At 74.4% G+C, this 26,692-nt stretch carries 27 protein-coding genes; 12 read left to right on the top strand and 15 right to left on the bottom strand.

All coding sequences use genetic code 11. From position 1 onward, the window contains the following. Positions 1-63: 63 nt before the first annotated feature. A complete protein-coding gene (locus tag ACI78Z_RS09510) occupies positions 64-1,311 on the top strand; it encodes an MFS transporter (RefSeq protein ID WP_457036285.1) in 1,248 nt (415 codons plus the stop codon). Between the two features lie 586 nt (positions 1,312-1,897). Here the strand turns inward: ACI78Z_RS09510 and ACI78Z_RS09505 are convergent. After that, positions 1,898-2,260, bottom strand: a complete 363-nt coding sequence (locus tag ACI78Z_RS09505; protein ID WP_457036284.1) for a cupin domain-containing protein — start codon at positions 2,258-2,260, stop codon at positions 1,898-1,900. Positions 2,261-2,663: 403 nt separating this feature from the next. Here ACI78Z_RS09505 and ACI78Z_RS09500 point away from each other — a divergent pair, with 403 nt between their 5' ends. Further along, positions 2,664-2,915 carry a DUF4242 domain-containing protein gene (locus ACI78Z_RS09500; protein ID WP_457036283.1) on the top strand — a complete coding sequence of 84 codons (252 nt, stop codon included), beginning with the start codon at positions 2,664-2,666 and terminating at the stop codon, positions 2,913-2,915. Positions 2,916-3,342: 427 nt separating this feature from the next. Beyond that, complete coding sequence (locus ACI78Z_RS09495; RefSeq protein ID WP_457036282.1) at positions 3,343-3,774, top strand: nuclear transport factor 2 family protein; 432 nt, start codon at positions 3,343-3,345, stop codon at positions 3,772-3,774. A 285-nt stretch (positions 3,775-4,059) separates the two neighbouring features. On the opposite strand, the gene ACI78Z_RS09490 is transcribed toward ACI78Z_RS09495, so the two are convergent. Beyond that, positions 4,060-5,520 carry a benzaldehyde dehydrogenase gene (locus ACI78Z_RS09490; protein WP_457036281.1) on the bottom strand — a complete coding sequence of 487 codons (1,461 nt, stop codon included), beginning with the start codon at positions 5,518-5,520 and terminating at the stop codon, positions 4,060-4,062. A gap of 109 nt (positions 5,521-5,629) precedes the next feature. On the opposite strand from ACI78Z_RS09490, the gene pgi reads away from it, so the two are divergent. Beyond that, complete coding sequence (pgi, locus tag ACI78Z_RS09485; protein ID WP_457036280.1) at positions 5,630-7,261, top strand: glucose-6-phosphate isomerase; 1,632 nt, start codon at positions 5,630-5,632, stop codon at positions 7,259-7,261. A 6-nt stretch (positions 7,262-7,267) separates the two neighbouring features. On the opposite strand, the gene pcaC is transcribed toward pgi, so the two are convergent. The 5 genes from pcaC to pcaH all read right to left on the bottom strand — a co-directional run bounded on the left by pcaC (position 7,268) and on the right by pcaH (position 11,354). Continuing rightward, positions 7,268-7,702 (bottom strand): 4-carboxymuconolactone decarboxylase, encoded by a 435-nt coding sequence (gene pcaC, locus ACI78Z_RS09480; protein WP_457036279.1) that lies wholly within the window; start codon positions 7,700-7,702, stop codon positions 7,268-7,270. Then, positions 7,699-8,478: a 3-oxoadipate enol-lactonase gene (pcaD, locus tag ACI78Z_RS09475; RefSeq protein WP_457036278.1), complete on the bottom strand. Its 780-nt coding sequence runs from the start codon at positions 8,476-8,478 to the stop codon at positions 7,699-7,701. Before pcaD ends, pcaC begins: the two co-directional genes overlap by 4 nt. Next, entirely contained in the window at positions 8,475-9,800 is a 1,326-nt protein-coding gene (pcaB, locus tag ACI78Z_RS09470) for a 3-carboxy-cis,cis-muconate cycloisomerase (RefSeq protein ID WP_457036277.1), read from the bottom strand. Before pcaB ends, pcaD begins: the two co-directional genes overlap by 4 nt. Then, on the bottom strand, positions 9,797-10,453 hold the full coding sequence (gene pcaG, locus ACI78Z_RS09465) for a protocatechuate 3,4-dioxygenase subunit alpha (protein ID WP_457036276.1): 657 nt from the start codon (positions 10,451-10,453) through the stop codon (positions 9,797-9,799). The genes pcaB and pcaG overlap by 4 nt, the downstream gene beginning before the upstream one ends. 154 nt (positions 10,454-10,607) lie before the next feature. Then, positions 10,608-11,354: a protocatechuate 3,4-dioxygenase subunit beta gene (gene pcaH / locus ACI78Z_RS09460; RefSeq protein WP_457036275.1), complete on the bottom strand. Its 747-nt coding sequence runs from the start codon at positions 11,352-11,354 to the stop codon at positions 10,608-10,610. Positions 11,355-11,423: 69 nt separating this feature from the next. Here pcaH and ACI78Z_RS09455 point away from each other — a divergent pair, with 69 nt between their 5' ends. Then, entirely contained in the window at positions 11,424-12,200 is a 777-nt protein-coding gene (locus ACI78Z_RS09455; protein ID WP_457036274.1) for an IclR family transcriptional regulator, read from the top strand. Positions 12,201-12,251: 51 nt separating this feature from the next. Further along, positions 12,252-13,421 carry a 4-hydroxybenzoate 3-monooxygenase gene (locus ACI78Z_RS09450; RefSeq protein WP_457036273.1) on the top strand — a complete coding sequence of 390 codons (1,170 nt, stop codon included), beginning with the start codon at positions 12,252-12,254 and terminating at the stop codon, positions 13,419-13,421. 63 nt (positions 13,422-13,484) lie between these two features. On the opposite strand, the gene ACI78Z_RS09445 is transcribed toward ACI78Z_RS09450, so the two are convergent. Next, positions 13,485-14,309 (bottom strand): hypothetical protein, encoded by an 825-nt coding sequence (locus tag ACI78Z_RS09445; RefSeq protein ID WP_457036272.1) that lies wholly within the window; start codon positions 14,307-14,309, stop codon positions 13,485-13,487. 26 nt (positions 14,310-14,335) lie between these two features. Continuing rightward, positions 14,336-14,701 carry a TFIIB-type zinc ribbon-containing protein gene (locus ACI78Z_RS09440; protein WP_457036271.1) on the bottom strand — a complete coding sequence of 122 codons (366 nt, stop codon included), beginning with the start codon at positions 14,699-14,701 and terminating at the stop codon, positions 14,336-14,338. 253 nt (positions 14,702-14,954) lie between these two features. Between ACI78Z_RS09440 and ACI78Z_RS09435 the strand changes: the two genes are divergently transcribed. After that, the gene (locus ACI78Z_RS09435; RefSeq protein WP_457036270.1) at positions 14,955-16,130 is read left to right on the top strand and encodes an acyl-CoA dehydrogenase family protein; all 1,176 of its coding nucleotides are present in this window, start codon (positions 14,955-14,957) and stop codon (positions 16,128-16,130) included. Between the two features lie 7 nt (positions 16,131-16,137). Beyond that, complete coding sequence (locus tag ACI78Z_RS09430; protein ID WP_457036269.1) at positions 16,138-17,289, top strand: acyl-CoA dehydrogenase family protein; 1,152 nt, start codon at positions 16,138-16,140, stop codon at positions 17,287-17,289. Positions 17,290-17,344: 55 nt separating this feature from the next. Here ACI78Z_RS09430 and ACI78Z_RS09425 read toward each other — a convergent pair whose 3' ends face one another. Beyond that, a complete protein-coding gene (locus tag ACI78Z_RS09425) occupies positions 17,345-18,163 on the bottom strand; it encodes an HDOD domain-containing protein (protein WP_457036268.1) in 819 nt (272 codons plus the stop codon). 26 nt (positions 18,164-18,189) lie between these two features. Next, positions 18,190-20,253 carry a putative bifunctional diguanylate cyclase/phosphodiesterase gene (locus ACI78Z_RS09420; RefSeq protein ID WP_457036267.1) on the bottom strand — a complete coding sequence of 688 codons (2,064 nt, stop codon included), beginning with the start codon at positions 20,251-20,253 and terminating at the stop codon, positions 18,190-18,192. 310 nt (positions 20,254-20,563) lie between these two features. Here ACI78Z_RS09420 and ACI78Z_RS09415 point away from each other — a divergent pair, with 310 nt between their 5' ends. The 3 genes from ACI78Z_RS09415 (at position 20,564) to ACI78Z_RS09405 (ending at position 24,070) form a co-directional block, all read left to right on the top strand. Beyond that, positions 20,564-22,141: a Re/Si-specific NAD(P)(+) transhydrogenase subunit alpha gene (locus ACI78Z_RS09415; protein WP_457036266.1), complete on the top strand. Its 1,578-nt coding sequence runs from the start codon at positions 20,564-20,566 to the stop codon at positions 22,139-22,141. 4 nt (positions 22,142-22,145) lie between these two features. Further along, the gene (gene pntB / locus ACI78Z_RS09410; RefSeq protein ID WP_457036265.1) at positions 22,146-23,552 is read left to right on the top strand and encodes a Re/Si-specific NAD(P)(+) transhydrogenase subunit beta; all 1,407 of its coding nucleotides are present in this window, start codon (positions 22,146-22,148) and stop codon (positions 23,550-23,552) included. A gap of 80 nt (positions 23,553-23,632) precedes the next feature. Further along, positions 23,633-24,070, top strand: a complete 438-nt coding sequence (locus tag ACI78Z_RS09405; RefSeq protein WP_457036264.1) for a hypothetical protein — start codon at positions 23,633-23,635, stop codon at positions 24,068-24,070. Between the two features lie 80 nt (positions 24,071-24,150). On the opposite strand, the gene ACI78Z_RS09400 is transcribed toward ACI78Z_RS09405, so the two are convergent. Genes ACI78Z_RS09400 through ACI78Z_RS09390 form a run of 3 tightly spaced genes read right to left on the bottom strand, consistent with a single transcriptional unit; the run spans position 24,151 to position 25,758 of the window. Next, positions 24,151-24,696: a GXWXG domain-containing protein gene (locus tag ACI78Z_RS09400; RefSeq protein WP_457036263.1), complete on the bottom strand. Its 546-nt coding sequence runs from the start codon at positions 24,694-24,696 to the stop codon at positions 24,151-24,153. Further along, positions 24,693-25,535 carry a pentapeptide repeat-containing protein gene (locus tag ACI78Z_RS09395; RefSeq protein WP_457036262.1) on the bottom strand — a complete coding sequence of 281 codons (843 nt, stop codon included), beginning with the start codon at positions 25,533-25,535 and terminating at the stop codon, positions 24,693-24,695. The genes ACI78Z_RS09400 and ACI78Z_RS09395 overlap by 4 nt, the downstream gene beginning before the upstream one ends. 13 nt (positions 25,536-25,548) lie before the next feature. After that, positions 25,549-25,758 (bottom strand): DUF4177 domain-containing protein, encoded by a 210-nt coding sequence (locus ACI78Z_RS09390; RefSeq protein WP_091150821.1) that lies wholly within the window; start codon positions 25,756-25,758, stop codon positions 25,549-25,551. Between the two features lie 48 nt (positions 25,759-25,806). On the opposite strand from ACI78Z_RS09390, the gene ACI78Z_RS09385 reads away from it, so the two are divergent. Next, entirely contained in the window at positions 25,807-26,190 is a 384-nt protein-coding gene (locus ACI78Z_RS09385; RefSeq protein WP_457036261.1) for a VOC family protein, read from the top strand. 1 nt (position 26,191) lies between these two features. Here the strand turns inward: ACI78Z_RS09385 and ACI78Z_RS09380 are convergent, their stop codons facing one another. After that, the gene (locus ACI78Z_RS09380; protein WP_457036260.1) at positions 26,192-26,587 is read right to left on the bottom strand and encodes a hypothetical protein; all 396 of its coding nucleotides are present in this window, start codon (positions 26,585-26,587) and stop codon (positions 26,192-26,194) included. Positions 26,588-26,692: the final 105 nt, after the last annotated feature.

The following is a 26,692-nucleotide window of genomic DNA, read 5'->3' as shown; positions in this document are numbered from 1 at the left end:
GCCAGGGGCGGCCGGCCGGCGCTGCGCGACGATGAGCCGTCCCCGACCCGTGGAGGAACGCGCGTGCAGACCGCCGACCCGGCGACCCCGACCGGCTCCCCGCGCCGCTGGTGGGTGGTCCTCGCACCCGCCGCCGCCCTGGTGCTGGCCGCGCTCTGCCTGCGCGCGCCGTTCTCCGCCGTCGGACCGGTGCTCGGCGAGCTGGGCGACGAGCTGTCCGTCCCGCAGGCCGCGCTGTCGGTGCTGCCCGCGCTCCCCCTCGTCTGCTTCGGCCTGGTCTCGCCCGTCGCGCCGGCGCTGGCCGCGCGCCTCGGCGTCCAGCGCGCCGTCCTGGCCGGTCTGCTCGTGCTCGCCGTCGGGATCGCCCTCCGCGCCGCCGGCACGTGGGGGCTGTACGCGGGCACCGTGCTGCTGTCGGCCGGGATCGCGGTGGGCAACGTCCTGGTCCCGGCCGCCGCCCGCGCGGTGTACGGGTCCCGGGCAGCCCCGGTGCTGGGCGCGACGACCGCGACGATGGGGTTCTCGGCGAGCCTCGGCGCGGGCCTGGCCCAGCCGCTGACCACGGCGACCGGGAGCGCGGTCGCCGGGCTCACCCTGTGGGTCGCGCCGGTGCTGCTGGCGATCCCCGCGATGACCCTGCTGGCCCGGCGCCGCGGCCCCGCGGCCGGTCCCCCCGCGGCCCGGCTCCCGGTCGTCGCCGTCCTCCGGGACCGCGTGGCGCTGGCCGTGACGCTGTTCTTCGGCCTCCAGTCGCTGGCCTTCTACGTGATGCTCACGTGGCTGGCCGATGTCCTCGAGGACGACGCCGGCACGTCCGCGGTCACCGCCGGGGGGCTGGTGGCCGCCGCGGCCGCGTTCGGCGCGCCCTGCGCGCTCGTCGTCCCGCCCCTGGCCGCGCGGCAGCGGTCCCAGGTGGCGTGGGTGGTCGGTGCCACCCTGCTGTCGACCGCCGGGATCCTCGGGTTGCTCGTCGCGCCGACGGCCGCTCCGGCGGTGTGGGCGGTGCTGTGGGGCCTGGGCACGGGGACGGCGTTCCCGCTGGCGCTGACCCTGGTGCTGGTCCGCACCCGCGACGTCGCCCAGACCGGCCGGCTGTCGGCGGCCGCGCAGAGCGTCGGCTACCTGCTGGCCGCGGCCGGGCCGCTGGCCGTCGGCCTGCTCCACGACGCGACCGGCGGCTGGCGGGCGGGTCTGGTCGTGCTGGCGGTGCTGCAGGTGCTCCAGCTCGTGGCCGGGGTGTACGCCGGGCAGCCGCGGATGGTGACCGAGACCCCGGCGGGCGCGGTCCGCGCTCAGGAGGTCAGCCGCTGAGCGCATCCGACCCCCATGCGGCGGATGCCCTGCTCACAGGCCCGGAACTGTCAGACCCCGGACGTGTGTTCGCCCACGTCCGCCTGCTAGTGGCCCGCATCGGAGCCCTGGGCCTGCGCGCCCCCGGGAACGGTCACTCGCTTTCGTGCTCACCGACGCCACCGGCCCGCTGCTGGCCACCGCCACCCCCGGGCAGTTGGCTGCCCTCGCCCCCGTCGGCTACCCCGATCACCGCGATCAGGACTGCGGCTGCCCGGTCCTCGGCGTCGGCCGCCGGCGACCGGCGCCGACGACCCCACCGCCCAGGACGGCCCCCTTCCAGCCCCGGAGGGGCCCGAATCGGCTCGTCGTCGTGTCGGCTGGTCGCCATGTCGACGAACCAACACGGCGACCAGCCGATGACCGGTCACTCGGGTGGACCTGGGAGCCTGGGATGCCACATCTCATGCCGCGGCCGGCGGTGTCCAGCCTCAGCGGCCCTCTCAGGGGCGAATACCGCTCGGTCAACTTCCACCGGGCTGGCCGAGGCGGCGACACCACCTCGGCCAGGTCGCAATCCAGACCGAACGTGCCGTGGGGCGCTGGGTCAACGCTTGGCGTACGTCTCGGCCGTCTTGCTCTCGAACTCCAACGCCACGGCCGGTTCATCGCCTACGACCCAGGCGTCGTGGCCTGGCTCGAGACGGTAGACGTCACCCGCCGCGAGGTCGGCCTCAGTGCCGTCGGTGGCGGCGATGTGGACCTTGCCTGACATGAGAAATCCCAGGTGTGCAGCCTGGCAACTGTCTCCGCCGACCACCGGCTTGATGCAGTCCGACCACTTCCAACCCGGTTGAAGGGTGTAGCGGCCCACAGTGGCGTCGCCCAGGTGGACGACGCTCATGCTGGTCTTCTCCGGGGTCCGGGTCTCATCGGGGTGGTCCATGTTCTTGGTTTCGATGCTGGGCATCGCCTGGTCCTCCTCTCACGGACATCAACGACCTGAGATGACCGGACTGTGTCCCGCACAGCGTCAGCGGTCGGATGCCCTGCGGCGCGGGGCGGGATCGTCCGGTCCACTGGACTGTCGTCGCCCGATACTCGAAGGTCAATGGTTTCAGCCGTGGCAGTAGATGACCGCGCTCGTTCGGGGCCGATGAAATGCGAGGCCATGGAATGGACGCACATGGAATGGATGTCCATGGGATGGAGATCGATGAGTTGGAGGCCGATGGGATCGATCCTGTTCGATGTCGCCCTAGGACCCGCACGCGCGGCAAGGCTTTCAGGACTCGCGACGCTGGTGGCAGAATAGTGGGTCGTCCGGTCGACACAGTACGAGTCGCTTGAGCGGCGCGTTCGAGGAGGCCCTGATGCCTCTGTTCATGGACATTCACAACCGGGTCGAGGGGCTGACCCCCGAGGCCGTGGCGGGTGCGCACCAGCGCGATCTGGAGGTTCAGGAGAAGTACGGCGTCACTTATCAGCGCTACTGGTTCGATGAGGACTCGGGCAAGGTGTTCTGCTTGGTGGAGGCCCCCGACGCAGAGACCGCTGCCACGGTCCACCGCGAGGCGCACGGTTTGGAGGCGGACGAGATCGTTCCCGTCCGCGAGGGCAGTTGAGCCAGCGGCTGGGATGGAGTTTCTGATCCGTCAGGTGGCGGAACCCGGTGCCGAGTCGGTGGGGGCGCCGTCCGCTTTGCGTTGTCATGGACGCGGGCGGGAGGCCCATCGCGTACCCATGGTGAACCGATCAGGGACACGCGGACACTTGCGCCGGCTGGAGGCATTGCAGCCACGTCGCCTCGGTGGAGTCTGTGGAGAAGCCCGGCGACCGTGGCAGGACGCACCGCGCGCCGAGCCACCGCCCGATGCCCCCGGCGACGGGGATGAACTGGCCCCCGATCGTCACCGAGGGCGGGTCCGGGCCGGGTCGTTCGCCGACGGGAGGACGTGCCGGCGGGCGGCTTCCGCCTGACGGCGGCCAGGGCGCGGATGAAGAACAGCAATATGGAAGTACAGGGACGCCTCGGGGATTCGGAGGTGCATGATGACGGTGGTCGACGAGATGCGCGCGCTCGTGTACCAGCTCTACGGCACCTTTGCCAGCGGAGATCCGACTGTTTGGACCTCCCGCTCGGCTGACGACGTCATCGGCATCGGCTCCGACCCCGACGAATGGTGGGAGGGTCGAAGCGCAATCACCAGCACGGTGACCGCGCAGGTGCGAGAGACGAGCACAGTCGGAATTCGACTGGTGGCCGACGATCCGCGCATCCACGGGCACGGTGATGTCGTCTGGTCGGTCGACCGCCCTGTCCTGCACCTCGGGGACGGTGCCGAGATCCCGATGCGGGTGACGCTGATCGCAGTTGTCGACGCGGGAACGCTGAGCCTGAAGCACTTCCACTATTCGGTAGGAGCCATGAACGAGGAGGTGTTCCGGCATACGCTTACGACCGAGGAGCCGCAGCCTGGATGACGCGTCCGGCACGAGCTTCAGCCTGGGGTCGCCGACCAACGTCCAACTGCTCGGCGACAGCGGCGAAGAGCGAGCACATGCGGTCGGTTCCGGCCGGATCGGCCACGGGCACTCAGGAACCCCGTGTCATGCGCCCTGGCCGTGCGACCGTGGGTACGAGGCGGTGAAGCCGAATCAGTTGGTCGGCAGGCTCGGGCAGCTCTCCCCACGAGCTGCGCGGGTCGCCCCTCCGTCGAACCGCTGTTCCTGGGACCGCCTCCCAGGACGGCGATGCGTGACGCGGCGCTAGAAGGGGTAGCCGGGCAGGTCGCCGCGGAGGGTCACCCACTGGGTCTCGGTGAACGCCTCGATGTTGGCCTGCGGACCGCCGTGCCGGGACCCGGTGCCCGACGCCCCGACCCCGCCGAACGGGGCCACGGCCTCGTCGTTGACGGTCTGGTCGTTGATGTGCACCAAGCCCGACGGGATCCGCTCGGCCAGCTGCAGACCGGCGTAGACGTCGCGGGTGAGGATGCCCAGCGAGAGCCCGTACTCCGTGCCGCGGGCCAGCTCCGCCACCTCGTCGAGGCTCCGGAACGGGGTCACCGGGGCGACCGGGCCGAAGATCTCCTCCCGGTACGCGGGCGCCTCGACCGGCACGTCGCCGAGCACGGTGGGCCGGTAGAACAGGCCGGTGTACTCGCCGCCGGTGCGCACGGTCGCACCCGCCTCGACGCTGTCGAGCACCAGGCCGTGCACCCGGTCGCGCTGGCCGGCGTCGATGAGCGGACCGAGCGCGACCTCCTCCCGGAACGGGTCCCCGACCGGCAGCTTCGCGACCTTCTCGGTGAGGACCTGCGTGTACTCCTCGGCGATCGACTCGTGCACCAGGTGCCGGCTGGTGGCCATGCAGATCTGGCCCTGGTGGGCGAAGGTCCCCCAGGCCCCCACGGACGCCGCCGCCACCACGTCCACGTCGGGCAGCACGATGAGCGCGGAGTTGCCGCCCAGCTCCAGGTGCGCCCGCTTGAGGTGCTGGCCGGCCAGGGCGCCGACCGCGCGGCCGGCCCTCGTCGAGCCGGTGAAGGCGATGACCCGCACCGGCGGGGCGGTCACCAGCGCCTCGCCGACGTCCGCACCGCCGGGCAGCACCTGCAGGACGCCGGCCGGCAGCCCGGCCTCCTCGAAGACCCGGGCGAACAGCACCCCGCCGGACACGGCGGTGCGCGGGTCGGGCTTGAGGACGACGGCGTTGCCGAGCGCCAGCGCCGGGGCGATCGCCCGGATGGCGAGGATGGTCGGCACGTTGAACGGCGCGATCACGCCGACGACGCCGGCCGGCACCCGGCGGGCGAAGGACAGCCGGGGCGCCCCGGTGCGCAGCAGCTCGCCGTACGGGTGGCTGGGCAGGCCTGCGGCCTCGTAGCACTCGGCCGCGGTGGTGTGCACCTGGAAGTCGCCGAAGGGCTGGATCGCGCCGGTCTCCCGCGCCAGCCACCCCTTGATCTCGTCGGCGTGCGCCTCGAGGACCTCCCCGGCGCGGCGCAGCACCCGGGCGCGGTCCTCGAACGGCAGCGCCGCCCAGGACCGCTGGGCCTCGGCGGCCCGGTCCGCGGCGGCGGCGACGTCCTCCGGGGTGGCCCGCCCGACCGTGCCGACGACGTCGCCGGTCGCGGGCTCCACGACGTCGTAGGTGCCACCCGACCCGTCGGTCCAGGCGCCGGTCCAGACCCTGCCCTGCCACGCGCCGTCGTCCAGCAGCGTCATGTCCGTCCTCTCGTCGCGGGAGCCACGACCCCGGGTCGCCCGGGGAGCCGCCTCCCGGCAGGGTAGGTGCGTCGGCAGCCGATCCGTCGGCCGGGAGCGGGAGGGGTCCATGGGCGTCCGGGACAGCGCGGAGTGGCAGGCACTGACCGAGCACCACCGGGAGGTGCGGGACCGGCACCTGCGGGACCTGTTCGCCGAGGACCCGGGCCGCGGCACGGACCTCACCGTGCAGGCGGGCGACCTGTACCTCGACTACTCGAAGAACCGCCTCACCCGCGAGACGGTGCGGCTGCTCGCGGCGCTGGCCGAGGGCGTGGGCCTGCGCGAGCGCACCGAGGCGATGTTCCGCGGCGAGCACATCAACACCACCGAGGACCGGGCGGTGCTGCACGTGGCGCTGCGCGACCCGCGGACCAGTGGCCTGGACGTCGACGGCCAGGACGTGCGGCACGACGTGCACGAGGTGCTGGGCCGGATGGCGCAGTTCGCCGACCGGGTGCGCGGCGGGGAGTGGACCGGGCACACCGGGCAGCGGATCCGCGCGGTGGTCAACATCGGCATCGGCGGCTCGGACCTCGGGCCGGCCATGGCCTACCTGGCGCTGCGCGACTACTCGGACCGGTCCCTGACCTTCCGGTTCGTCTCCAACATCGACCCGACCGACCTGGCCGAGGCCACCCGCGACCTCGACCCGGCGACCACGCTGTTCATCGTCGCGTCGAAGACGTTCACCACCCAGGAGACGCTGACCAACGCGAAGGAGGCCCGCCGCTGGTTGGTGGAGGGGCTGGGCGGCGACGAGAAGGCGGTCGCGAAGCACTTCGTCGCCGTCTCGACCAACGCCGAGAAGGTGGCGGAGTTCGGCATCGACACCGCCAACATGTTCGGCTTCTGGGACTGGGTCGGCGGCCGGTACTCCTTCACCTCGGCGATCGGCCTGTCCCTCATGGTCGCGATCGGGCCGGAGCAGTACCGGGAGCTGCTCGACGGCTTCCACACGGTCGACGAGCACTTCCGCACCGCGCCGTACGACGAGAACCTGCCGGCCCTGCTGGGGCTGATCTCGGTCTGGTACGTCGGCTTCTTCGGGGCCCAGAGCCAGGCGGTGCTCCCCTACTCCCAGTACCTGGCGCGGTTCCCGGCCTACCTGCAGCAGCTGTGCATGGAATCCAACGGCAAGTCGGTGCGGCTGGACGGCGCACCGGTCGACGTCCCCACCGGCGAGATCGTGTGGGGCGAGCCCGGCACCAACGGGCAGCACGCCTTCTACCAGCTGCTGCACCAGGGCACGGTGCTGGTGCCGGCGGACTTCATCGGCTTCGCCCGGCCCAACCACGACCTGGACGGGATGCACGACCTGTTCCTGGCCAACTTCCTCGCTCAGCCGCGCGCGCTGGCCTTCGGCCGCACGGCCGAGGAGGTCGCCGCCGACGGGACGGCGCCGGACGTCGTCCCGCACAAGGTGATGCCGGGCAACCACCCGTCCAACGCGATCGTCGCGCCGGAGCTGACGCCCTCGGTGCTCGGCCAGCTGGTCGCCACCTACGAGCACCGGGTCTTCACCCAGGGCGTCGTGTGGGGCATCAACCCCTTCGACCAGTGGGGCGTGGAGCTGGGCAAGGTCATGGCCAACCAGCTGGCGCCGAAGCTGCAGAGCGGGGCGGCGCCCGAGTACGACGCGGACTCCTCGACGAACGCGCTGGTCCGCTACCTGCGCGAGGGCCGCGGCCGCCCGGCGTGAGGCCGGTCAGCCCTCGCCGCGGAGGTCCTCGAGGATCGGCGCGGCGACCTTGAACGCGTGGTTGGCCGCGGGCACGCCGGCGTAGACCACGGCGTGCTGGATGACCTCCGCGATCTCCTCGTCGGTGAGGCCGTTGTTCTTCGCGGCCCGCACGTGCAGCGCGAACTCGTCCCAGTGCCGCAGCGCGATGGTGATCGACAGGGTCATCAGGCTGCGGTCGCGCCGGGACAGGCCCGGCCGCTGCCACACGTCACCCCACGCCACGCGGGTGATGAAGTCCTGGAAGTCGGCGGTGAACGGCGTCGTGCCGGCCACCGCGCGGTCGACCCAGGCGTCGCCGAGCACCTCGCGCCGGGTGCGCATGCCGGCAGCACGGCGCTCGTCGTCCGTGCCGGGGTGCAGAGCCCGGCGCTCGTCGTCGGTGCCGGGCAGCTCGGTCACGCGTGCCCGCCCGCGGCGTCCAGGTGGCCCAGCAGCGCGCCGGTGACCTGCAGCGGCTGCTCGAGGTTGGGCAGGTGCGCGCCCGGGCTCACCGACACCAGCGCGGCGCCCGCGATGCCCTCGGCGATGGCCTGCTGGTGCGGCGGCGGCAGCGCGGGGTCCTCGGCGCCCGACACGACCAGCGTCGGGGCGGTGATCCGGCCCAGGTCCTCCCGCAGGTCGACCGCCGCCACGACCTCGCAGCACAGCGCGTAGCCCTCGTCGTCCGCCGCGACGATCATCGCCTCGAGCCGCGCCACCAGGTCCGGGTGCTCGGCGGCGTAGCCCGGCGTCAGCCAGCGGCTCACCACCGTCGGCGCCAGCGGGGCGGTCCCGCCCGAGCGGGCCGCCGCGGCCCGGTCGAGGAAGCCCTGCGGGTCGGGCTTGGCCGACGTGGCCAGGGCGACGAGCCGGTCCACGCGCGCGGGCTCGCGGGCGGCCAGCCGCAACGCCGTCATCCCGCCCAGTGACAGCCCGGCCACGTGCGCCTTCCGCACCCCCAGCCGGTCGAGCAGCGCCACCACGTCGTCCACCAGGTCGTCGAGGGAGTACGGCCCCGCGGGGGCCGGCGACTCGCCGTGGCCGCGCGTGTCGTAGGTGACCACCCGGTACCGCTCGGCCAGCGCAGGCACCTGCGGGTCCCACATGCCGCGGGTGGCGCCGAGCGAGTTGGAGAGGACGACGACCGGCGCGTCGGCCGGCCCCTCCTCGGTGTACGAGACCTCGACGGCTGTCACTGGCGTCCCTCCGTGAGTGCGGCGTGCTCGACGAGCGCGGCGTCCACCTGGGCGCCGGCCTCCCCGACGTCGGGTCTACCGGCGGCGAGCACCGCGCGCACGTCGACGTCGGTGCGGGCGGCGACCACCTCGGCGAGCGGCCGGCCGCTGTCGTGGGCCTCGCGGACGGCGGCGGCCGCGGCGTCGTGCGCCGGGCCCTTCCCGAGCACGGGGGCCAGCGCCTCGGCGAGCGCGCCGGCCAGCGGGCCCTCGGCGGCGGCCGCCGCGGTGGCGGCCATGCGTGCGGGGTCCGGCCGCAGCCCGCGCAGGCTCTCGGCCAGCCAGGAGGCTGCCGACCCCACGGTGGTGAGCAGCTCGGTCAGCGTCGGCCACTCGCTGTGCCAGGCGCCGGCCGCCCGCTCGTGCTCCTGCTCCATCGCCGACAGCAGCGTGGCGACCAGCCCCGGCGCACGGCGCGCGCAGGCCCGGGCGGAGATGGCGGCGACCGGGTTGCGCTTGTGCGGCATCGCCGACGACCCGCCCCGCCCCTCGCCGACCTCGGCCACCTCGGCGACCTCCGTCTGGGCGAGCAGCACGACGTCGACGGCCACGGTGGCCACCACGCCTGCAGCGGCGCCCAGCGCCCCGGCGAGGTCGGCGACCGGCAGCCGGACGGTGAACCACGGGACCGCGGTGCCCGTCAGCTGCAGCTCCTCGGCCAGCGCGGCCCGCACCGCGACGCCGGCCCCGCCGCTGGCGGCCAGCGTGCCGACCGCGCCGCCGTACTGCACCGGCAGCGCGGCCACGACCTCGGCCAGCCGCAGCCGGGCGCCGTCCAGCCCCGCCAGCCAGCCGGCGGCCTTGAGCCCGAAGGTGGTGGGCAGCGCCTGCTGCATCAGCGTGCGGCCGGCCAGGACGTCGTCCCGGTGGGTGCGCGCGAGCCCCGCGGCGGTCTCCGCGGCGGCGGCCAGGTCGGCGTCGACCGCGGCGATCGCGTCCCGGGCCAGGAGCAGCAGCGCGGTGTCCAGCACGTCCTGGCTGGTGGCGCCGACGTGCACGGCGACGGCGTCGCGCTCGCCGACCGCGTCCTGCAGCGCCCGCACCAGCGGCGGCACGGGGTTGCCGGCGTCCGCGGCCCGCGCGACCACGGTCGCGAGGTCCAGCCGCTCGGGGTGCGCGCAGGCGGCGGTGACGGCGTCGGCCGCGGTGGTGGGCACCAGCCCGGTGCGGGCCGCGGCGCGGGCCAGCGCGGCCTCGACGGCGAGCAACGCCCGGAACCAGGCGTCGTCGGAGACGGCGGCCGCGGCCCCGCCGCGGGCGAAGGTCCCGGAGAGCAGCGTCATACCGCGAAGAACACCGTCTCCCGGTCGCCCTGCAGGTGGACGTCGAAGCGGTAGCCGTCGCCGGTCGGGGTGGCGAGCAGCGTCTCCCGGCGGTCCTCCGGCAGGCCCCTCAGGACGACGTCCTCGGCGTTGGCCTCCGCCTCGTCGGCGAAGTAGATGCGGGTGACCACCCGGTCGAGGATGCCGCGGGCGAAGACGGAGACGTCGATGTGCGGTGCCTGCAGGCCGCCCTCACCGTCGGGCACCCGGCCCGGCTTGAGGGTGAAGACGCCGAACTCACCCGGCGGGTCGATCGTCTGCACGCGGGCGTAGCCGCGGAACCCGGGGTGGGACGACGCGCCGCGCGGGTCCTCGGGCGACGGGAAGCGGCCGTCCGGGTCGGCCTGCCAGGTCTCGATCATGGCGTCGGGGACGAGGTCGCCCGCGCCGTCGAACACCCGGCCGCGGATCCAGATGCCGCCCTCGGTGCCCTCCGCAGCGGCCCAGGCGCCGTCCGGCCAGGTCAGGCCGATGGCCAGGTACGGGCCGACCGTCGCGCTCGGGGTGGTGCCCAGCCGGAACGGCTCGGTCAGGAAGCCGGTGCCGCGCTGCCCGGAGCGCGGCTGGAAGGGCGTGGCCGGGTCCGGCGGGACGTCCAGCGGGTTCCTCGTCACGCGACACCTCCAGCGTGGTTCCGCACCCCGGTCCGCTCCTCGCGCCATGCCACCGGTCGCCTCCGCGGTCGCTCCGCTCCTCGCTCGCTGGCGCTCGCTGCGATGCTCACTCCCTGTCGGCTCCCGCCTCGCTGCGATGCTCCCTCGGCCGTCATCACGCGACATCTCCGTCGTCGTCGGTCTCGAACGGGGTCTGCTCCGTGCCGCGCAGGACGATGTCCCACTCGAAGGCCAGCGCCCAGTTGTCCTGGGTGCGCTCGAGGGAGTACCGGCTGATCGCCCGGTGGCGCGCCGCGGCGGGGATGGCGTTGAAGATCGGGTCCTGGCCGAACAGCGGGTCGTCGGGGAAGTACATCTGGGTGACCAGCCGCTGGGTGAAGGCCCGGCCGAACAGGCTGAAGTGGATGTGCGCGGGGCGCCAGGCGTTGTGGTGGTTGCCCCACGGGTACGCGCCGGGCCTGATCGTCATGAACTCGTAGCGGCCGAGGCCGTCGGTGACCACCCGCCCGAGGCCGTCGAAGTGCGGGTCCAGCGGCGCGGGCCAGGTGTCGACGACGTGCCGGTAGCGGCCGGCGGCGTTGGCCTGCCACACCTCGACCAGCGCGTCGGGGACCGGGCGACCGTCGCTGTCGAGCACCCGGCCGTAGACGAGGATCCGCTGGCCGATCGCCTCGCCGCCGTTGCGCAGCGTCAGGTCGGCGTCGTGGGGCTGCACCCGGTCCTCGCCGAGCACCGGGCCGGTGATCTCGGTGAGCCGGTGCGGCAGGTCGACCGGCGTCCGCAGCGGCGCGCGCAACGCGGTGCTCCGGTAGTCGGGGAAGCCGACGGGGGTGCGCAGGGCGGCGTCCTCGCGCAGGTAGCGCGGCAGGACCAGCCTGCCCTCCGATGTGGTTCCGGTCATGTCCAGGACCGTAGGGCCGCAGGGCTACGCTGCCCAAGCCGGGACTTCCGACCAGTGGAAGGGGCGGCCGTGGCCGGAGGCGGCAGGTCTGCCGGGCGGTCGGTCACCTCGCGCGCCCTCGACGTGCTCGGGGCCTTCGACGGCTCCGCCCCGCGGCTGACGCTGTCCGAGATCGCCGAGCGCTCCGGGACGCCGCTGTCGACGACCCACCGGCTGCTCGGCGAGCTGACCGAGTGGGGCGCGCTGCACCGCCGCCCCGACGGCCGCTACGAGATCGGCCGCCGGCTGTGGGACCTCGGGCTGCTCGCCCCCGTGCAGCTCGAGCTGCGCCAGGTGGCCGCCCCGTTCCTGCTCGACGTGCACACCGCGACCCGCGACACCGTGCACCTCGCCGTCCGGGAGGGCCCCAGCGCGCTCTACGTCGAGCGCATCTCCGGCCGGGTCTCGGTGCCGGTGGTCAGCCAGGTGGGCAGTCGGCTGCCGCTGCACGCCACCGGGGTCGGCAAGGTGCTGCTGGCCGCCGCGCCCGACGACGTCGCCGAGGCGGTGCTGCGGGCGCCGACCCGCGAGACCCGGCACACCATCGTCGACCCCGGGCGGCTGCGCCGGGAGATCGCCGAGGTCCGCCGGCGCGGGTACGCCCGGACCGCCGAGGAGATGTCGCTGGGCACCCTGTCGGTCGCCGTCCCGGTGTGCCTGGAGCGGCCGGCCGGACCGCTCGTCGTGGCCGCGCTGGGCATCGTCGTCCCCAGCCACCGCCGGGACCTGCTGCGGCTGGTGCCCGTGCTGGAGGTGGCGGCGCGCGGCATCGGGCGGGCGCTGTCGCGGGTGCAGACCTTCCACTGAGCGGGAGCCGGCGGTTCCCACGCCCGCATTGCGGCGGTCACACTCGGCCGCGTGCGCACACAGGTGGGGATCATCGGCGCCGGTCCGGCCGGCCTGCTGCTGTCGCGGCTGCTGCACCTGCAGGGCATCGACTCCGTCGTGCTGGAGAACCGGTCGCGTGAATACGTGGAGGCGCGGATCCGCGCCGGCATCCTCGAGCAGCACACGGTCGACACGCTGACCGCGGCCGGCGTGGGCGACCGGCTGCACCGGGAGGGGCTGGAGCACTCCGGCATCCACCTGCAGCACCCGGGTGCGCGCCACACGCTGGACTTCCCGGCGCTGTGCGGCCGCAGCGTGTGGGTCTACGGGCAGACCGAGGTCACCAAGGACCTCATCCGGGCCCAGCTGGACGGCGGCCCGCCGCTGCTGTTCGAGGTCTCCGACGTCTCCCCCGAGGACGTCGACGGCCACAGCCCGCGGATCCGGTTCACCGACGCGGACGGCGTCCCGCAGGTGCTCGAGTGCGACGTGGTCGCCGGCACCGACGGCTTCCACGGCCCCTCCCGAGCCGTCGTGCAGGAGGCCGGCGGGCGGGTGTGGGAGCGCACGTACCCCTACGCCTGGCTGGGCATCCTGGCCGACGCGGCACCCGCCACCGACGAGCTCATCTACGCCTGGCACCCCGAGGGCTTCGCGCTCTACTCGATGCGCTCGCCGAGTGTGTCGCGGCTGTACCTGCAGGTCGACCCGTCCGAGCGGATCGAGGACTGGTCCGACGACCGGATCTGGGACGGCCTCGCCCGCCGGTTCGCCCTCGAGGGCTGGTCGGTCAACACCGGCCCGGTCACCGAGAAGTCGATCCTGCCGATGCGCTCGTTCGTCAGCGCCCCGATGCGCCGCGGCCGGCTGTTCCTCGCCGGGGACGCCGCGCACATCGTCCCGCCGACCGGCGCCAAGGGCCTCAACCTCGCCGTCGCCGACGTCACCCTGCTCGCCCAGGCGCTGGTGCGGCTGCTGCAGGAGGAGCAGACCGACCTGGTGGACTCCTACTCCGACCGGGCGCTGGCCCGGGTCTGGCGGTGCACCCACTTCTCCTGGTGGATGACGTCGATGCTGCACCGCTCGGGCGACGACTTCGACGCCGAGCTGCAGCTGAGCCAGCTGCGCCGGGTGTGCTCGTCCGACACCGCCGCCCGCGAGCTCGCGGAGAACTACACCGGCCTCCCGCTCGAGCTCTGACCTCCCCGGCGATTTCCGCGGAAAGCGCCGCTCCAGCCCCGGCGCTTCCCGCGGAGAGCGCCGTCAGCGGCCGGCGTCGAGCAGGGTCAGGACGGCGTCCGCGGTGCCCGGCGCCAGCGGCAGGTGCGGCAGGACGGCGGGCAGCTCGTCGGGCTCGATGCCCTCGGCCAGCAGCGCGGTGAGCACCCGGTCGGCCTGCGCCGGCGGCACCGGCTCGTCGAGGTCGGCGAGCGCGGCCCGGGCGAGGAAGACCGCCCCCGACGCGGCCGGGTCCTCCCCCGCCGGCGCGGACGGCGGTGGGCCGGCGGCCTCCCGGGTCAGCGCCTCGGCCGCCCGCACCAGCGACAGCGGCAGCCCCTCGGCCTCCGCCTCCAGCAGCGGGACGTCGGCCAGCGCGGCCAGCACCAGGTGCTCGGCCTCGGTCCGCAGCGACGCCTCCCACTCCCCCGCCCGGACGACGCCGACCAGGTCGCGGCCGTCCTCGCCGAGGTCGTCGAGCAGTTCTGCCCACTCCGCCCGCCGGGTGGCCCGCGCCCGCTCGGCGGCCAGCACGCAGGTGGCCAGCACGAACGGCTCGAGCACCTCGCGGTCGAACCGGTCGGCGTACACCACCCCGTCGGCGTCCACCGCGTTGAGCACGTCGCGGAAGCTGCCCGGCCGGGCGTCGCCGAGGTCGAGCCGGCCGTCCTCCTCACCGGACAACGCCTGGCCGCGGGCGATGCGGTCGCCGATCGTCCCGCCGGTCCCGCCCAGCCGGCCGCGCCGCCGCTCGTGGTGCGGCCGGTCGGACATCCCCACCGTCCACGCGCAGGCCTCGGCGATCAGCGCGGGCAGCCGCTCCCGCAGCACCTCCCGGCCGAGCTGGCCCATCCAGTCGACGTCGAACACACCTCCCAGCGTGCCCCGCGGCGACCTCAGCCGAACAGCTCGCCCAGGAACGACTGCTTGCGCTTGTGCCCGTGGGAGGAGGAGTACTGCTTCTTCTGCACCTGGCTGAGCACCTCGCCGACGACCGCGCCGAGCCCGCCGGCAGAGCCATAGCCACCGGCGGAGCCGTACCCGCCGGACCCGTGGCCGCCGGCGTCGTGCCCCGACCCGCCGGGAGACGCGGCCTGCGGGGACCGGCCGCCCTCGTGCCACGCGGTCTCGGCGTCGATCAGCCGCTCGAGCTCACCGCGGTCGAGGAAGATGCCGCGGCACTCCGTGCACTGGTCGACGTGCACCCCGTTGCGCTCGTAGGTGCGCATCGGACCGTGGCACTTGGGACAGGTCAGCTCCATGGCCGGGCAACGGGCGGCGGACGACGCGCGTTCCCCCGCGCGCCCCGGCGTCCGCACCGGCGACGGTGTGCGCGGATGCGCAGGAAGCAGCGCGAGAACTGCGCATCCGCGCCCAGCGATGGGCTGCGCCGGCTCCCGGGACCGACACGCCATCCGGTCCCGACGCCCCGGGGGCTACCGGCGGGTAGCAAGTGTGGGATCGTCGGTCTCCCACCCTGCGAGACGGCACGGTCGCCGTCAGGAGAGAGGCCCGATGCGGTTGCAACTGTCCCCGGAGCTCGAGGCCTTCCGGGAGGAGATGCGGACGTTCTTCACCACCCAGGTGCCGCAGGAGATCCGGAACACCGTCGCGGCCCGCCGGGACCTGTCCAAGGAGCAGTACGTCGAGGCCATGCGGACGCTCAACGCCGCCGGCCTGGCCGTGCCGCACTGGCCGGTGGAGTGGGGCGGGCGGGGCTGGACGCCGCTGCAGATGCACATCTGGCGCGAGGAGATGCAGCTGGCCTGCGTCCCCGAGCCGCTGCCCTTCAACGCCAGCATGATCGGCCCGGTCATCGCGGCCTTCGGCAGCCAGGAGCAGAAGGAGCGCTTCCTGCCGCGGACGGCGAACATCGACATCTGGTGGTGCCAGGGCTTCTCGGAGCCCGACGCCGGCTCGGACCTGGCCAGCCTGCGCACCACCGCCGTCCGCGACGGCGACGACTGGGTCGTCAACGGCCAGAAGACCTGGACGACGCTCGGCCAGCACGCCGACTGGATCTTCTGCCTGGTCCGCACCGACCCGACCGCGGAGAAGAAGCAGCGCGGCATCTCGCTGCTGGTCTTCCCGATGGACAGCCCCGGCGTCACGCTGCGGCCGATCCAGCTGATCGACGGTGGCCACGAGGTGAACGAGGTCTTCTTCGAGGACGTCCGCGTCCCGGCCGAGAACCTCATCGGCGAGGAGAACCGCGGCTGGGACTACGCGAAGTTCCTGCTCGGCAACGAGCGCGTCGGCATCGCCCGCATCGGCTCCTCCAAGCGGCTGCTGGCCCAGGCCAAGGCGTTCGCGCAGGAGATCACCGTGGCGGGGCGCCCACTGGCCGAGGAGCCACGCATGGCCGACCGCATCGCGGAGCTGGAGAACGAGCTGCTCGCCCTCGAGCTCACCGCGCTGCGCGTGGTCGCGCACTCCGCCGACGGCAAGCCGCACCCGGCGTCGTCGGTGCTCAAGCTGCGCGGCTCGGAGCTGCAGCAGGACATCACCGAGCTGGTCGTCGACATCGCCGGCCCGCTGTCGCTGTCCTCCTTCGCCGACGGCGGGTCCGAGGTCCCGGACTGGGCCCGCGTGGCCACCCCCGAGTACCTCAACTACCGCAAGGTCTCCATCTACGGAGGCTCCAACGAGGTGCAGCGCACCATCATCGCCGGCACGATCCTGGGGCTCTGAGGCAACCGTGGACTTCACCTTCGACAGTGAGCAGAACGACCTCCGGGAGGCCGTGCGCGGCCTGCTGGAGCGCGCCTACGGCGACGGCGAGCAGCGCCGCCGGGTGACCGCCACCGAACCGGGCTTCGACGAGAAGACCTGGTCGCGGCTGGCCGAGATGGGGCTGCTGGGGCTGCCCTTCGCCGAGGAGCACGGCGGCATGGGCGCCGGGCCGATCGAGGTGGCGATCGTCGCCGAGGAGATCGGCCGGGTGCTCGCGCCCGAGCCGTTCGTCGAGGCGGTCGTGCTGGCCGGCGGCCTGGTCGCCGCGGTCGGTACCGACGCCCAGAAGGGCGAGGTGCTCGGCGGCATCGCCGAGGGGACGACGCTGGCCGCCGCCGCGCACGCCGAGCCCGGCGCCCGCTGGAGCCCGTCGGCCGCGGCCGTCACCGCCACGCAGGACGGCGGCTCCTGGTCGCTCACCGGCGTCAAGGAGCCGGTGCTGAACGGCGCGCGGGCCGACGTCCTGGTCGTCTCCGCGGTGGTCGACGGCGGGACGGCGCTGTTCCTCGTCCGCAGCGACGCGGCGGGCCTGACCCGCACCGGCTACCGCACCCACGACGGCGGCCGCGCGGCCGCCGTCCGGTTCGACGGCACCCCCGCCGAGCTGCTGGGTGAGGACACGGCCGACCGCACCGCGGAGATCGAGCGGGTGCTCGCCGAGGCGCGCATCGCCTACGCCCACGAGGCCATCGGCTCGATGGACACGGCGCTGCGCACCACGGCCGAGTACCTCAGGACCCGCAAGCAGTTCGGCGTGACGCTCAACCGGTTCCAGGCGCTCACCTTCCGCGCCGCGGACATGTACGTCTCGCTCGAGCTGGCCCGCAGCACCACGCTGTGGGCGGCGATGGTGGCCGACGCCGGCGGGGACGTCGTCGCCGCGGCCGACCGGGCCCGGCTGCAGACCAGTCGCGCCGGCCGGCACATCGGCAAGGAGGCGATCCAGCTGCACGGCGGGATCGGGGTGACCGCCGAGTACACCATCGGCCACCACACCAGCCGGCTCACCGCGATCGACCACGTCCTCGGCGACGGGGACTGGGCGCTGTCCCGGCTGGCCGCGACCGTCGGCGAGCACGAGACCGTCGACCCGCTGGGCGCGCCCTACACCCGCTGACCGGCACCGACAGACTGCGGCCGGCGTCCCCGACGGGGGCGCCGGCCGCGGTCGTTCAGCCCAGCATCGCCAGCCGGAGCTCCTCGGCCTCGGCGCGCACCCGGTCCAGCACCGGCACGACGGCGTCCTCCGGCAGCTGCCCGCAGGTGAGGTCCTCGACCGGCACCGCCACGTGGTCCTCGACCGTCAGCCGGGACGCGACCTCCAGCGCCGCGCGCAGCAGCGCGCCGTCCGTGCTGCCGAGGTCGTCGACCGCGCTCAGCGGGGTCACCATGCTGGGCGGGAAGCCCCACTGCTCGAGCGCCACCGCGGCGAGCCGGTGGGCGTGGATGCCGTAGCGGCGCACCTCGGCGGCCCGGCGCCCGGCGGCGGTCGGCTCCGCGGCCGACAGCTCGGTGTACGCCTCGTGGTCGTTGTGGTGCAGCAGCGCGACGCCGAGCGGGGCCAGCAGGCCCAGGCACAGGGCGTCCTGCGGGCGCTCGCCGAAGCGGGGGGCCAGCGTGGAGGCGCCCAGCGCGACGCAGGTGCTCATCCGCCAGAAGCCCTCGGGCAGCCGCGACTCGTCGTCCAGGTCGGTGAGCGCGACGGTGGCCATGGTGCGCACGGTGGTGAAGCCGACGACGGTGACGGCGAACTGCAGCGAGGTGACCCGCCCGCGCATGCCGAAGTAGGCGGAGTTGGCCAGCTTCATCACCCGACCGGCCAGCGCGACGTCGGAGGCCAGCGTCCGGGCGAGGGTGCGCGCGTCGGTGTCCTCGGAGTTGGCGATCGAGACGATCTGCGCGGCGACCGGCTTCTGCGCGGCCATCGTCTCGATGCTCGCCAGCACCGCCTCGACGTCGAAGGAGGGCGCGGCGGCCAGGGTCGTGGGCACGGGTGCTCCCGGGAGGAGGGTGAGGGTCATCGGGCGTGCGCGGCGTACCACGCGGTGGTGCGGTGGCCGGTCATCGGCTGGGCCAGGTCGAAGCCCTGCAGGTAGCCGGCGCCGAGAGCGGCGAGCTGGGCGGCCTGCTCCTGGGTCTCGACGCCCTCGGCGACGGTCGAGAGGTCCAGGCTGCGGGCCAGCGCGATGACCGCCGAGGCGATCTCGGCGTGCCCGTCGGCCAGCTCGGCGACGAACGAGCGGTCCACCTTCAGGCAGTCCACCGGGAGGTGGCGCAGGTAGGCCAGAGACGAGTAGCCGGTGCCGAAGTCGTCGATGGCCAGGGAGACGCCGAGCTCGCGCAGCTGGATGAGCACCTCGCGCGCCGAGGACGGGTCCTTCATCAGCGCGGACTCGGTGATCTCGATCTGCAGCCGCGCCGGGTGCAGCCCGTGCCGCTCGAGGGTGGCGACCACGTGGCCGTGCAGGTGCTCGTCCAGCTGCAGCGCCGACACGTTGACGTTGGCCCGCTGCGGGGCGGCCGCGCCGAGCACGCGGTCCCACTCGGCCAGCTGCCGGCAGGTCTCGTCGAGCACCAGCAGGCCCAGCCCGCCGATCAGCCCGCTCTCCTCGGCCAGCGCGACGAACACCACCGGGCTGATCAGGCCGCGCTGCGCGTGGTGCCAGCGGGCCAGCGACTCGACGGCCACCGGAGCGCCGTCGGCGGTGCTGAAGATGGGCTGGTAGAGCACCGTGATCTCCCGCCGCTCGATCGCCTCGCGCAGCTCGGCGACCAGCCGGAGCTTGTCCCGCGCCTCGGCCCGGGCCCGCTGGTCGAGCACGGTGATCCGGCCCTTGCCGCCGGCCTTGGCCTGGTACATCGCGATGTCGCAGTCGCGGATGAGCTCCTCGGCCGCGCCGTGCTCGGCGGTCTGCACGGTGACCCCGACGCTGGCGTGCGAGCGGACGTCGACCCCGCTCAGGCGCACCGGCAGCGCCAGCGCGGCGCCGATCCGCTCGGCCAGGGTCACCGCGTCGGCCTCGGTCACGCCCTCGCAGACGACGACGAACTCGTCGCCACCGAAGCGGGCCACGAGGTCGCCGGGGCGCACCGTGGCGCGCAGCCGGTTGGCGACCTCGACCAGCAGCTCGTCACCGGCGGCGTGGCCGAGGGAGTCGTTGACGACCTTGAAGTCGTCCAGGTCGAGGAACAGGCAGGCCAGCCCGCTGGTGCCGGGACGGAACCGCGTGCCGACGTGCTCAGCGAGCAGGGTGCGGTTGGGCAGCCCGGTGAGCGGGTCGTGGTTGGCCTGGTGCTCCAGCCACGCCTCGAAGGCCAGCCGGTCGGTGATGTCCTCGATCGTGCCGACGAAGCCGGCTCCGACGCCGGGGGTGAACAGCTGCGAGAAGCGGAGGACCGCCGTCCGCTCGGTGCCGTCCGTGCGCACCAGCCGGGCCCTGGTCTCCCCGTCGCCCCCGCCGAGGACGGCGACGACCTGCTCGATGACGTCGTCGAGGTCGTCGGGGTGCACCGTGGCCATCCACCCGGTGCCCAGCAGCTGCTCGGCCTGCAGCCCCACCAGGCTGCAGAAGGCGTCGTTGACGTGCGCCAGGCGCATGCCCTGCTCGGACAGCAGCGTGGGCACCGGCGAGCGCTCGGTCAGCGTGGTGAAGCGCTGCTCGTGGGCGTCGGCGGTGGCCCGCATGACCCGGTCGGACTCCATGTCGACCGGGACGAGCCGCAGGGTCCACGTCCGCCCGCTCGGCGTCGGCGTGCACACCACGGCCGCCTGGACGAGGGCGCCGCTGGCGGTGCGCACCGGCAGGGTCATGCGCGCGCTGCGCTCTCGGCGCAGCAGGAGCCTGACCTCCGCGCCGCGCAGCGTCGGCACCAGGGAGGCGACCGGCAGGGACCGCAGGTCGTCCAGCCCGTACCCGAGCAGCTGCGTGGCGCCCTCGTTGCCCCAGGTGATCCGCGGCGTCCCGCCCACGACCTCGGCGACGAGGAGCACGAGCGTGTCGCTCACCGCGGCCCCGTAGAAGATCGACGAGACGATCTCCGGTGGTACCAGCGGCTCAGCGGTCATGGTCGAGACCGACACGCGCCCTCCTCCCGTACCGACGGCGATCGGCATCCGTGCCTCGCGTCCGTCCTGCAGAGGAGTACGTCACCGGAGGGCGAGCGCTCCAGTGGGGGACTTCGGTCCTCACCCTCCCGGGGGGTGCCGCCGCCCCCGGAGGTCCGCACGGATCCGACGCCCGCTGCGGAGGGTGACGCAGCCCACTCACGGGGGGCGCCCGGCGTTCGGCATGATCTCCCTGGCTGCGCCACCAGTGCACGCCGTCCCGGACCGTCCCCGGCTCCGTCGCCGAGGATGGGCGGCGACCGACCCGTGCAGGAGGAAACCGGACGTGCTCATCGGAGTGCCCAGGGAGACCCGACCCGGCGAGACGCGCGTGGCGGCGACGCCGACCACCGTGCGCCAGCTGACCGCGCTGGGCTACGCCGTCGTCGTGGAGGCGGGAGCGGGGACGGCGGCCAGCTTCCCTGACGACGGCTACCGCGAGGTCGGCGCCCGGGTGGGGACCGCCGACGAGGCGTGGGGCGCCGACGTCGTCCTGCACGTGGCGAAGCCGACGGCCGCGGAGGTCGGGCGGCTGCGCGACGGCGCGGTGCTCGTCAGCACCCTCGCCCCCGCGCTGGACCCCGACCTGCTCGCGACGCTGGCCGCCCGGCCCGTCACCGCGCTGGCGATGGACGCCGTCCCGCGGATCAGCCGCGCGCAGTCGTTGGACGTGCTCAGCTCGATGGCCAACATCGCCGGCTACCGGGCCGTGATCGAGGCCGCGCACGCCTTCGGCCGCTCCTTCACCGGCCAGGTGACCGCCGCCGGCAAGGTGCCCCCGGCGACGGTGCTCGTCGTCGGCGCGGGTGTGGCCGGCCTGGCCGCGATCGGTGCGGCCAGCAGCCTGGGCGCGGTCGTTCGGGCCACCGACGTCCGCCCCGAGGTGGCCGAGCAGATCGCGTCGATGGGCGGGGAGTACGTCGGGGTGCCGGCCGACGAGCCACAGGCCGGTGGCGGCACCGGGTACGCCAGCGTGACGTCGGCCGACTACGACCGGCGGGCCGCGGAGATGTACGCCGAGCAGGTCCGCGAGGTCGACATCGTCATCACCACCGCGCTGATCCCCGGCCGGCCGGCGCCGCGGCTGATCACCGAGGAGATGGTGGCCAGCATGGCGCCGGGCTCGGTGGTGGTGGACATGGCCGCCGCCCAGGGCGGCAACGTCGCCGGCTCGGTGCCCGACGAGGTGGTCACGACGGCGAACGGCGTGACGATCATCGGCTACACCGACCTGCCCGGCCGGCTGCCCGGCCAGGCCTCGCAGCTGTTCGGCACCAACCTGGTCAACCTGGTCAAGCTGCTGACCCCCGGCAAGGACGGGCAGCTGGTCCTCGACCTCGACGACGTCGTCCAGCGCTCGATGACGGTGGTGCGCGACGGCGAGCTGCTGTGGCCACCACCCCCGGTGCAGGTGTCGGCGGGTGGGGCGGGGAGTGGCACGGCCGCACCGGCCCCGCGCCCGGCTCCGCCAGCGCCCGCGCCGAAGGCGCCGCGCTCCCCCGCCCGGACCGCCGCCGTCGTGGGCGTCGCCGCCGCGCTGCTGTTCCTGGCCGCGGCGTTCTCGCCGAACCAGCTGATCGGCAACCTGACGGTGTTCGCGCTGGCGGTCGTCGTGGGCTTCTACGTGATCGGCAACGTCCACCACGCGCTGCACACGCCGCTGATGAGCGTCACCAACGCGATCTCCGGGATCATCGTGGTCGGCGCCCTGCTGCAGATCGGCCACACCAGCGCCCTGGTCACCGTGCTGGCCACGGTGGCCGTGCTGGTGGCCAGCATCAACGTCTTCGGCGGCTTCGCCGTGACCCGCCGCATGCTCGGCATGTTCACCCGCGGGCCGGCCCGCGCCACCACGGAGCGCTGACCCCATGACCGCCGTCTCCGCCGCCGCTGCCGCCTACATCGTCTCCGGCCTGCTCTTCGTCCTCAGCCTCGCCGGCCTGTCCCGGCACGAGACCGCCAAGTCGGGCAACGCCTTCGGCATCGCCGGCATGGCGATCGCGCTGGCCGCCACCGTCGGGCTCGCCGCCCGCAGCATCGAGGCCGCCGCCGTCGGGCTGCTCGTCGCCGCCATGGCCGGCGGCGCGGCCATCGGGCTGTGGCGGGCCCGCCGGGTCGAGATGACCGGCATGCCCGAACTCATCGCGCTGCTGCACAGCTTCGTCGGCCTGGCCGCCGTCCTGGTCGGCTGGAACGGCTACCTGTCGGTCGAGGCGAACGCTGCCGAGCAGACCGAGGTGCCGGCCGACCTGCTGGGCATCCACTCCGCCGAGGTGGTGATCGGCGTCTTCATCGGCGCGGTCACCCTCACCGGCTCGATCGTCGCCTTCCTCAAGCTGTCGGCGCGGATCAAGAGCAACCCGCTCATGCTGCCCGGCCGCAACTGGCTCAACCTGGGGGCGCTGGTCGCCTTCGCCGCGCTGACCGTCGCCTTCGTCGTCACGCCGAGCCTCGGGGTGCTGGTCGCGGTCACGGTGCTCGCGCTGGCGCTGGGCTGGCACCTGGTCGCCTCGATCGGCGGCGGCGACATGCCGGTCGTCGTCTCGATGCTCAACAGCTACTCCGGCTGGGCGGCCGCGGCGTCGGGCTTCCTGCTCGACAACGACCTGCTGATCATCACCGGCGCGCTGGTCGGCTCCTCGGGTGCCTACCTCTCCTACATCATGTGCCGGGCGATGAACCGGTCGTTCCTGTCGGTCATCGCCGGCGGCTTCGGCAACGAGGGCAGCACGGCGTCGGGCACCGAGGACGGCGAGCACACCGAGATCACCGCCGAGGAGGTCGCCGAGCTGCTGCGCGATGCCGACTCGGTCGTGATCACGCCCGGCTACGGGATGGCGGTGGCGCACGCGCAGGGCCCGGTCGCGGAGCTCACCCGCAAGCTCACCGAGGCCGGCGTCGAGGTGCGCTTCGGCATCCACCCGGTCGCCGGCCGGCTGCCCGGGCACATGAACGTGCTGCTGGCCGAGGCGAAGGTGCCCTACGACATCGTCCTTGAGATGGACGAGATCAACGACGACCTCGCCAAGACCGACGTCGTGCTGGTCATCGGCGCCAACGACACGGTGAACCCGGCGGCGCTGGAGGACCCGGGCAGCCCGATCGCGGGCATGCCGGTGCTGCAGGTGTGGGAGGCCGAGCACGTGGTCGTCTTCAAGCGGTCGATGAGCACCGGCTACGCCGGCGTCCAGAACCCGCTGTTCTTCCGCGAGAACACCCGCATGCTCTTCGGCGACGCCCGCGAACGGGTGGAGGACATCCTCAAGGCGCTCTGACCCCCCTCCGGCGATCCCCGCGGGGATCGCCGGAGGTCCGGCGGTTGCGGGGGCGACCGGGTGCGGCGACGGTGAGCGGCGTGGATCCCTTCCGAGGCCTGGGCCTCCCCCGCATCCCGGGGCTGTCCGAGCTGGTCGACGTCCTGCAGAAGCAGACCGAGGCGCTCGCGCAGCTGCCGCGCACGCTCACCGATCTCAACGCCGCCGTCCGGGAGCTGATCACCGCGACCCGGGTGGCGACCGAGACCATCGCGTCGGCGCAGCGCACCGCCGAGCGGCTCGAGGACCTGGTCGAGGAGCTCGAGGAGCCGGTGCGGGCGCTGCGGCCCGGGCTCGAGCGGGTGGGCCGGGTGCTCGACGACCCGGCCATCGAGACCGTGCCGGACACCCTGCGCACCGTCGCCGACGACCTGCTGCCGCTGGTGCACGGGTTGCGGCAGGCCACCGACCGGGTCGGCTCGGTCACCGGCTTCCTGCGCCGGCGCGGCCGCCCGGAGGACGACGGGCCCCCGGCCTGATCGCCCTCCGGGAACCGGCTGCGGCCGACGGCGCGGGTGTCCGCGCGAGCACGCACCGGTGCGCCCGGGGGCCGGCGTCGTCAGCCGCGGTCGCGCTCGAGCAGGAAGGCGAACGGGTCGGGCAGACCGCGCATGTCCATGAGGCCGAGCAGCAGGTCCGGGCCGACCCGGCGGAAGACGTCGACCACCGGCAGCCGGTCGTAGACCAGCGCCGCGGTGGGCACGCCGCGGTGCACCACCGGATGCAGCCGGGCGGTGGGACGACGGGTGGTCAACAGCGGGCGGACGGCCGTGAACGCCAGCCGGGCCGGGACGCTGCGGGCCAGGGCCGGGGCGTGGCGCAGCAGGGTCAGCGGCGCGGGCGCCGGGTCGACCGGTCGGGGCTGGCCGGCCCGGTCGGGGAACAGCAGCGGGTGCACCGTGTCCGGGTCGATGACCTCCTTGCCCCACCAGCGGTGCGCGGTCAGCAGGCCGTCGAGCGGGGAGCCGGTGGGCAGCTCGGCGCCCCGCCAGCGGCCGGTCACCTCCTCGACCGCGATGCCGGGCAGCCGGTCGGCGAACGCCAGGACGTCGGCCGGCGCCGCGCCGCCGCGGTGCCGCTCGACCCACCGTTCGGCGTCGGTCACCGCGCGCCCCAGTGCGGGGGGTGCTCGAGCCCGGCCGGCAGCACGGTCGTGGCGCCGCCGCGGGCTCCGGCGACCTGGCGCCGGGTGAGGAAGAGCGCGCCGGAGAGGTCGGTGCCGCGCACGTCGGCGCCCCTCAGATCGGCGCCGAGGAGGTCGGCCAGGTGCAGGTCGGCACCGCGCAGGTCCGCCCCGAGCATGAGGGCCTCGCGCAGGCTCACGCCCCGCAGGTCCGCGCGGCGCAGGTCGGCGCCGACGAGGTCGGCGTTGCGCCGGTCGGCCCGGCGCTGGCCCCCCGCCCGCGGCTGGACCCCCGCCCGCGCCAGCTCGCTGACCGACAGCAACAGCGCGCCGGCCTCCGCCTGGAGGGCACCGGCGTCGACGGCCGCGAGCTCGTCGGGCGCGGCGGCGGTGAGGCGGGCGGCGCGCTCGTGCACGGCGGCCAGGTCCCGGTGCAGCGGCGCGGCGGCGTCCAGGACGAGCGCCTCGGTGAGGTACCACAGCAGCTCGTGCAGCAGCCGTTGGATGCCGAACGCGGCGAACACCGCGGCCGCGGGCTCGGGGCCGTCCCGCCAGTCGGGTCCACCGGCGAAGGTGACCTGCACGGTCTGCTGCCCGGCGCCGAAGCAGTCGAAGACCGTGCACCCCGGGAACCCGCGCTCCCGCAGCTCGTCGTGGATGCCGCAGAGCGCGTCGTCCCGCAGGTGCGGGCAGGCGGACCCGGCCGGCTTGTCGATCGCGAAGTCGGCCGAGGCGGTGAACGCCGGGGCCACGCAGCACAGCCCGGCGCAGCGCGAGCAGTCGGCGCGCAGCCGGGCGCGGGCGTCGGCGGCGTCGGGCACGGCGCTCCTCGGGTCAGGTGGTCGGGCGCTCCAGCGTCACCAGCACGCCCTCGACCCCGCCCGGGCCGATGCGGCCCTTGACCTCGACCGACGTGATCGCCTTGAGCTGCCACCCCTCGCGGGCGTGCTGGTTGAGCACCTTCTCCAGCTTGTCACCGGACATCTTCCCGCCGATGAGCCCCTCGCGGAGCTCGACCACCCGGTACTCGAAGCGCTGCGCCACGGCGTCCTCCTCGGCTCGGTGTCCCGGCTCTGCCGCGATGATGCCGGAGTGGACGTGCTGAGCAGCCGCATCCTCCTCCGCCCGGTCGACCCCGCGCGGTCGCAGGCCTTCTACCGCGACGTGCTGGGGCTGGCGGTGTACCGGGAGTTCGGGCCGCCCGAGCACCCCGGGATGGTGTTCTTCCTCGGCGGCGGCCTGTTGGAGGTGTCCGGGTCCGGCGACGAGCCGCCCCGCGGTGTCGCGCTGTGGGTGCAGGTGCGCGACGTCGCCGCCGAGGTGCAGCGGCTGCGCGGTGCGGGGACGACGGTGCTGCGCGGGCCGCGGACCGAGCCGTGGGGCCTGGTCGAGGCGTGGGTCGCCGACCCCGAGGGCGTCCGGATCGTGCTGGTGGAGGTGCCGGCCGACCACCCGCTGCGCCGCGACCAGCGGTAGCTCAGGACCGCGGCGCCGTCCCGTCGTCGGGGTCGGCCACGTCGCCGGGACGGCGGACCAGGTCGGCCACCGACTCCTCCAGCCGCGCCCAGGTCGCGCTCCACTCCACCAGCGGGTCGAGGATCCGCTCGAAGACGGCCAGCTGCTCGTCGAACGCCTGCAGCTGGGCGGTCATCGCCGCGATCTGCTGCCGCTGGCTGCGCACCGCCCGGTCGATGGCCCGCAGCTGGGCCGCCGACAGCGCCCCCGGCGGCGAGGGCAGCCGCGGCATGGAGAAGGGCACCGCGCCCCGCGCCCGGTCGGTGAAGGCCCGCAACTGGCCGACGAACTCCTCGACCGACCGGCTCACCCGGCTCCCGGACCCGCTCTCGCGGCCGCCCGCATCCTGCTCGCTCATGACCCCATTCTCCCGGCCCCCGGGGGGGGGGGGGGGGGGGGGGGGGGGGGGGGGGGGGGGGGGGGGGGGGGGGGGCGGGGGGGCGGGGGGCGGCGGGGGAGCGCG

The organism is Geodermatophilus sp. SYSU D01176 (genome assembly GCF_054050015.1).
The sequence above is the reverse complement of the archived record's forward strand: the minus strand, read 5'-3'. Positions and strand labels throughout refer to the sequence as shown.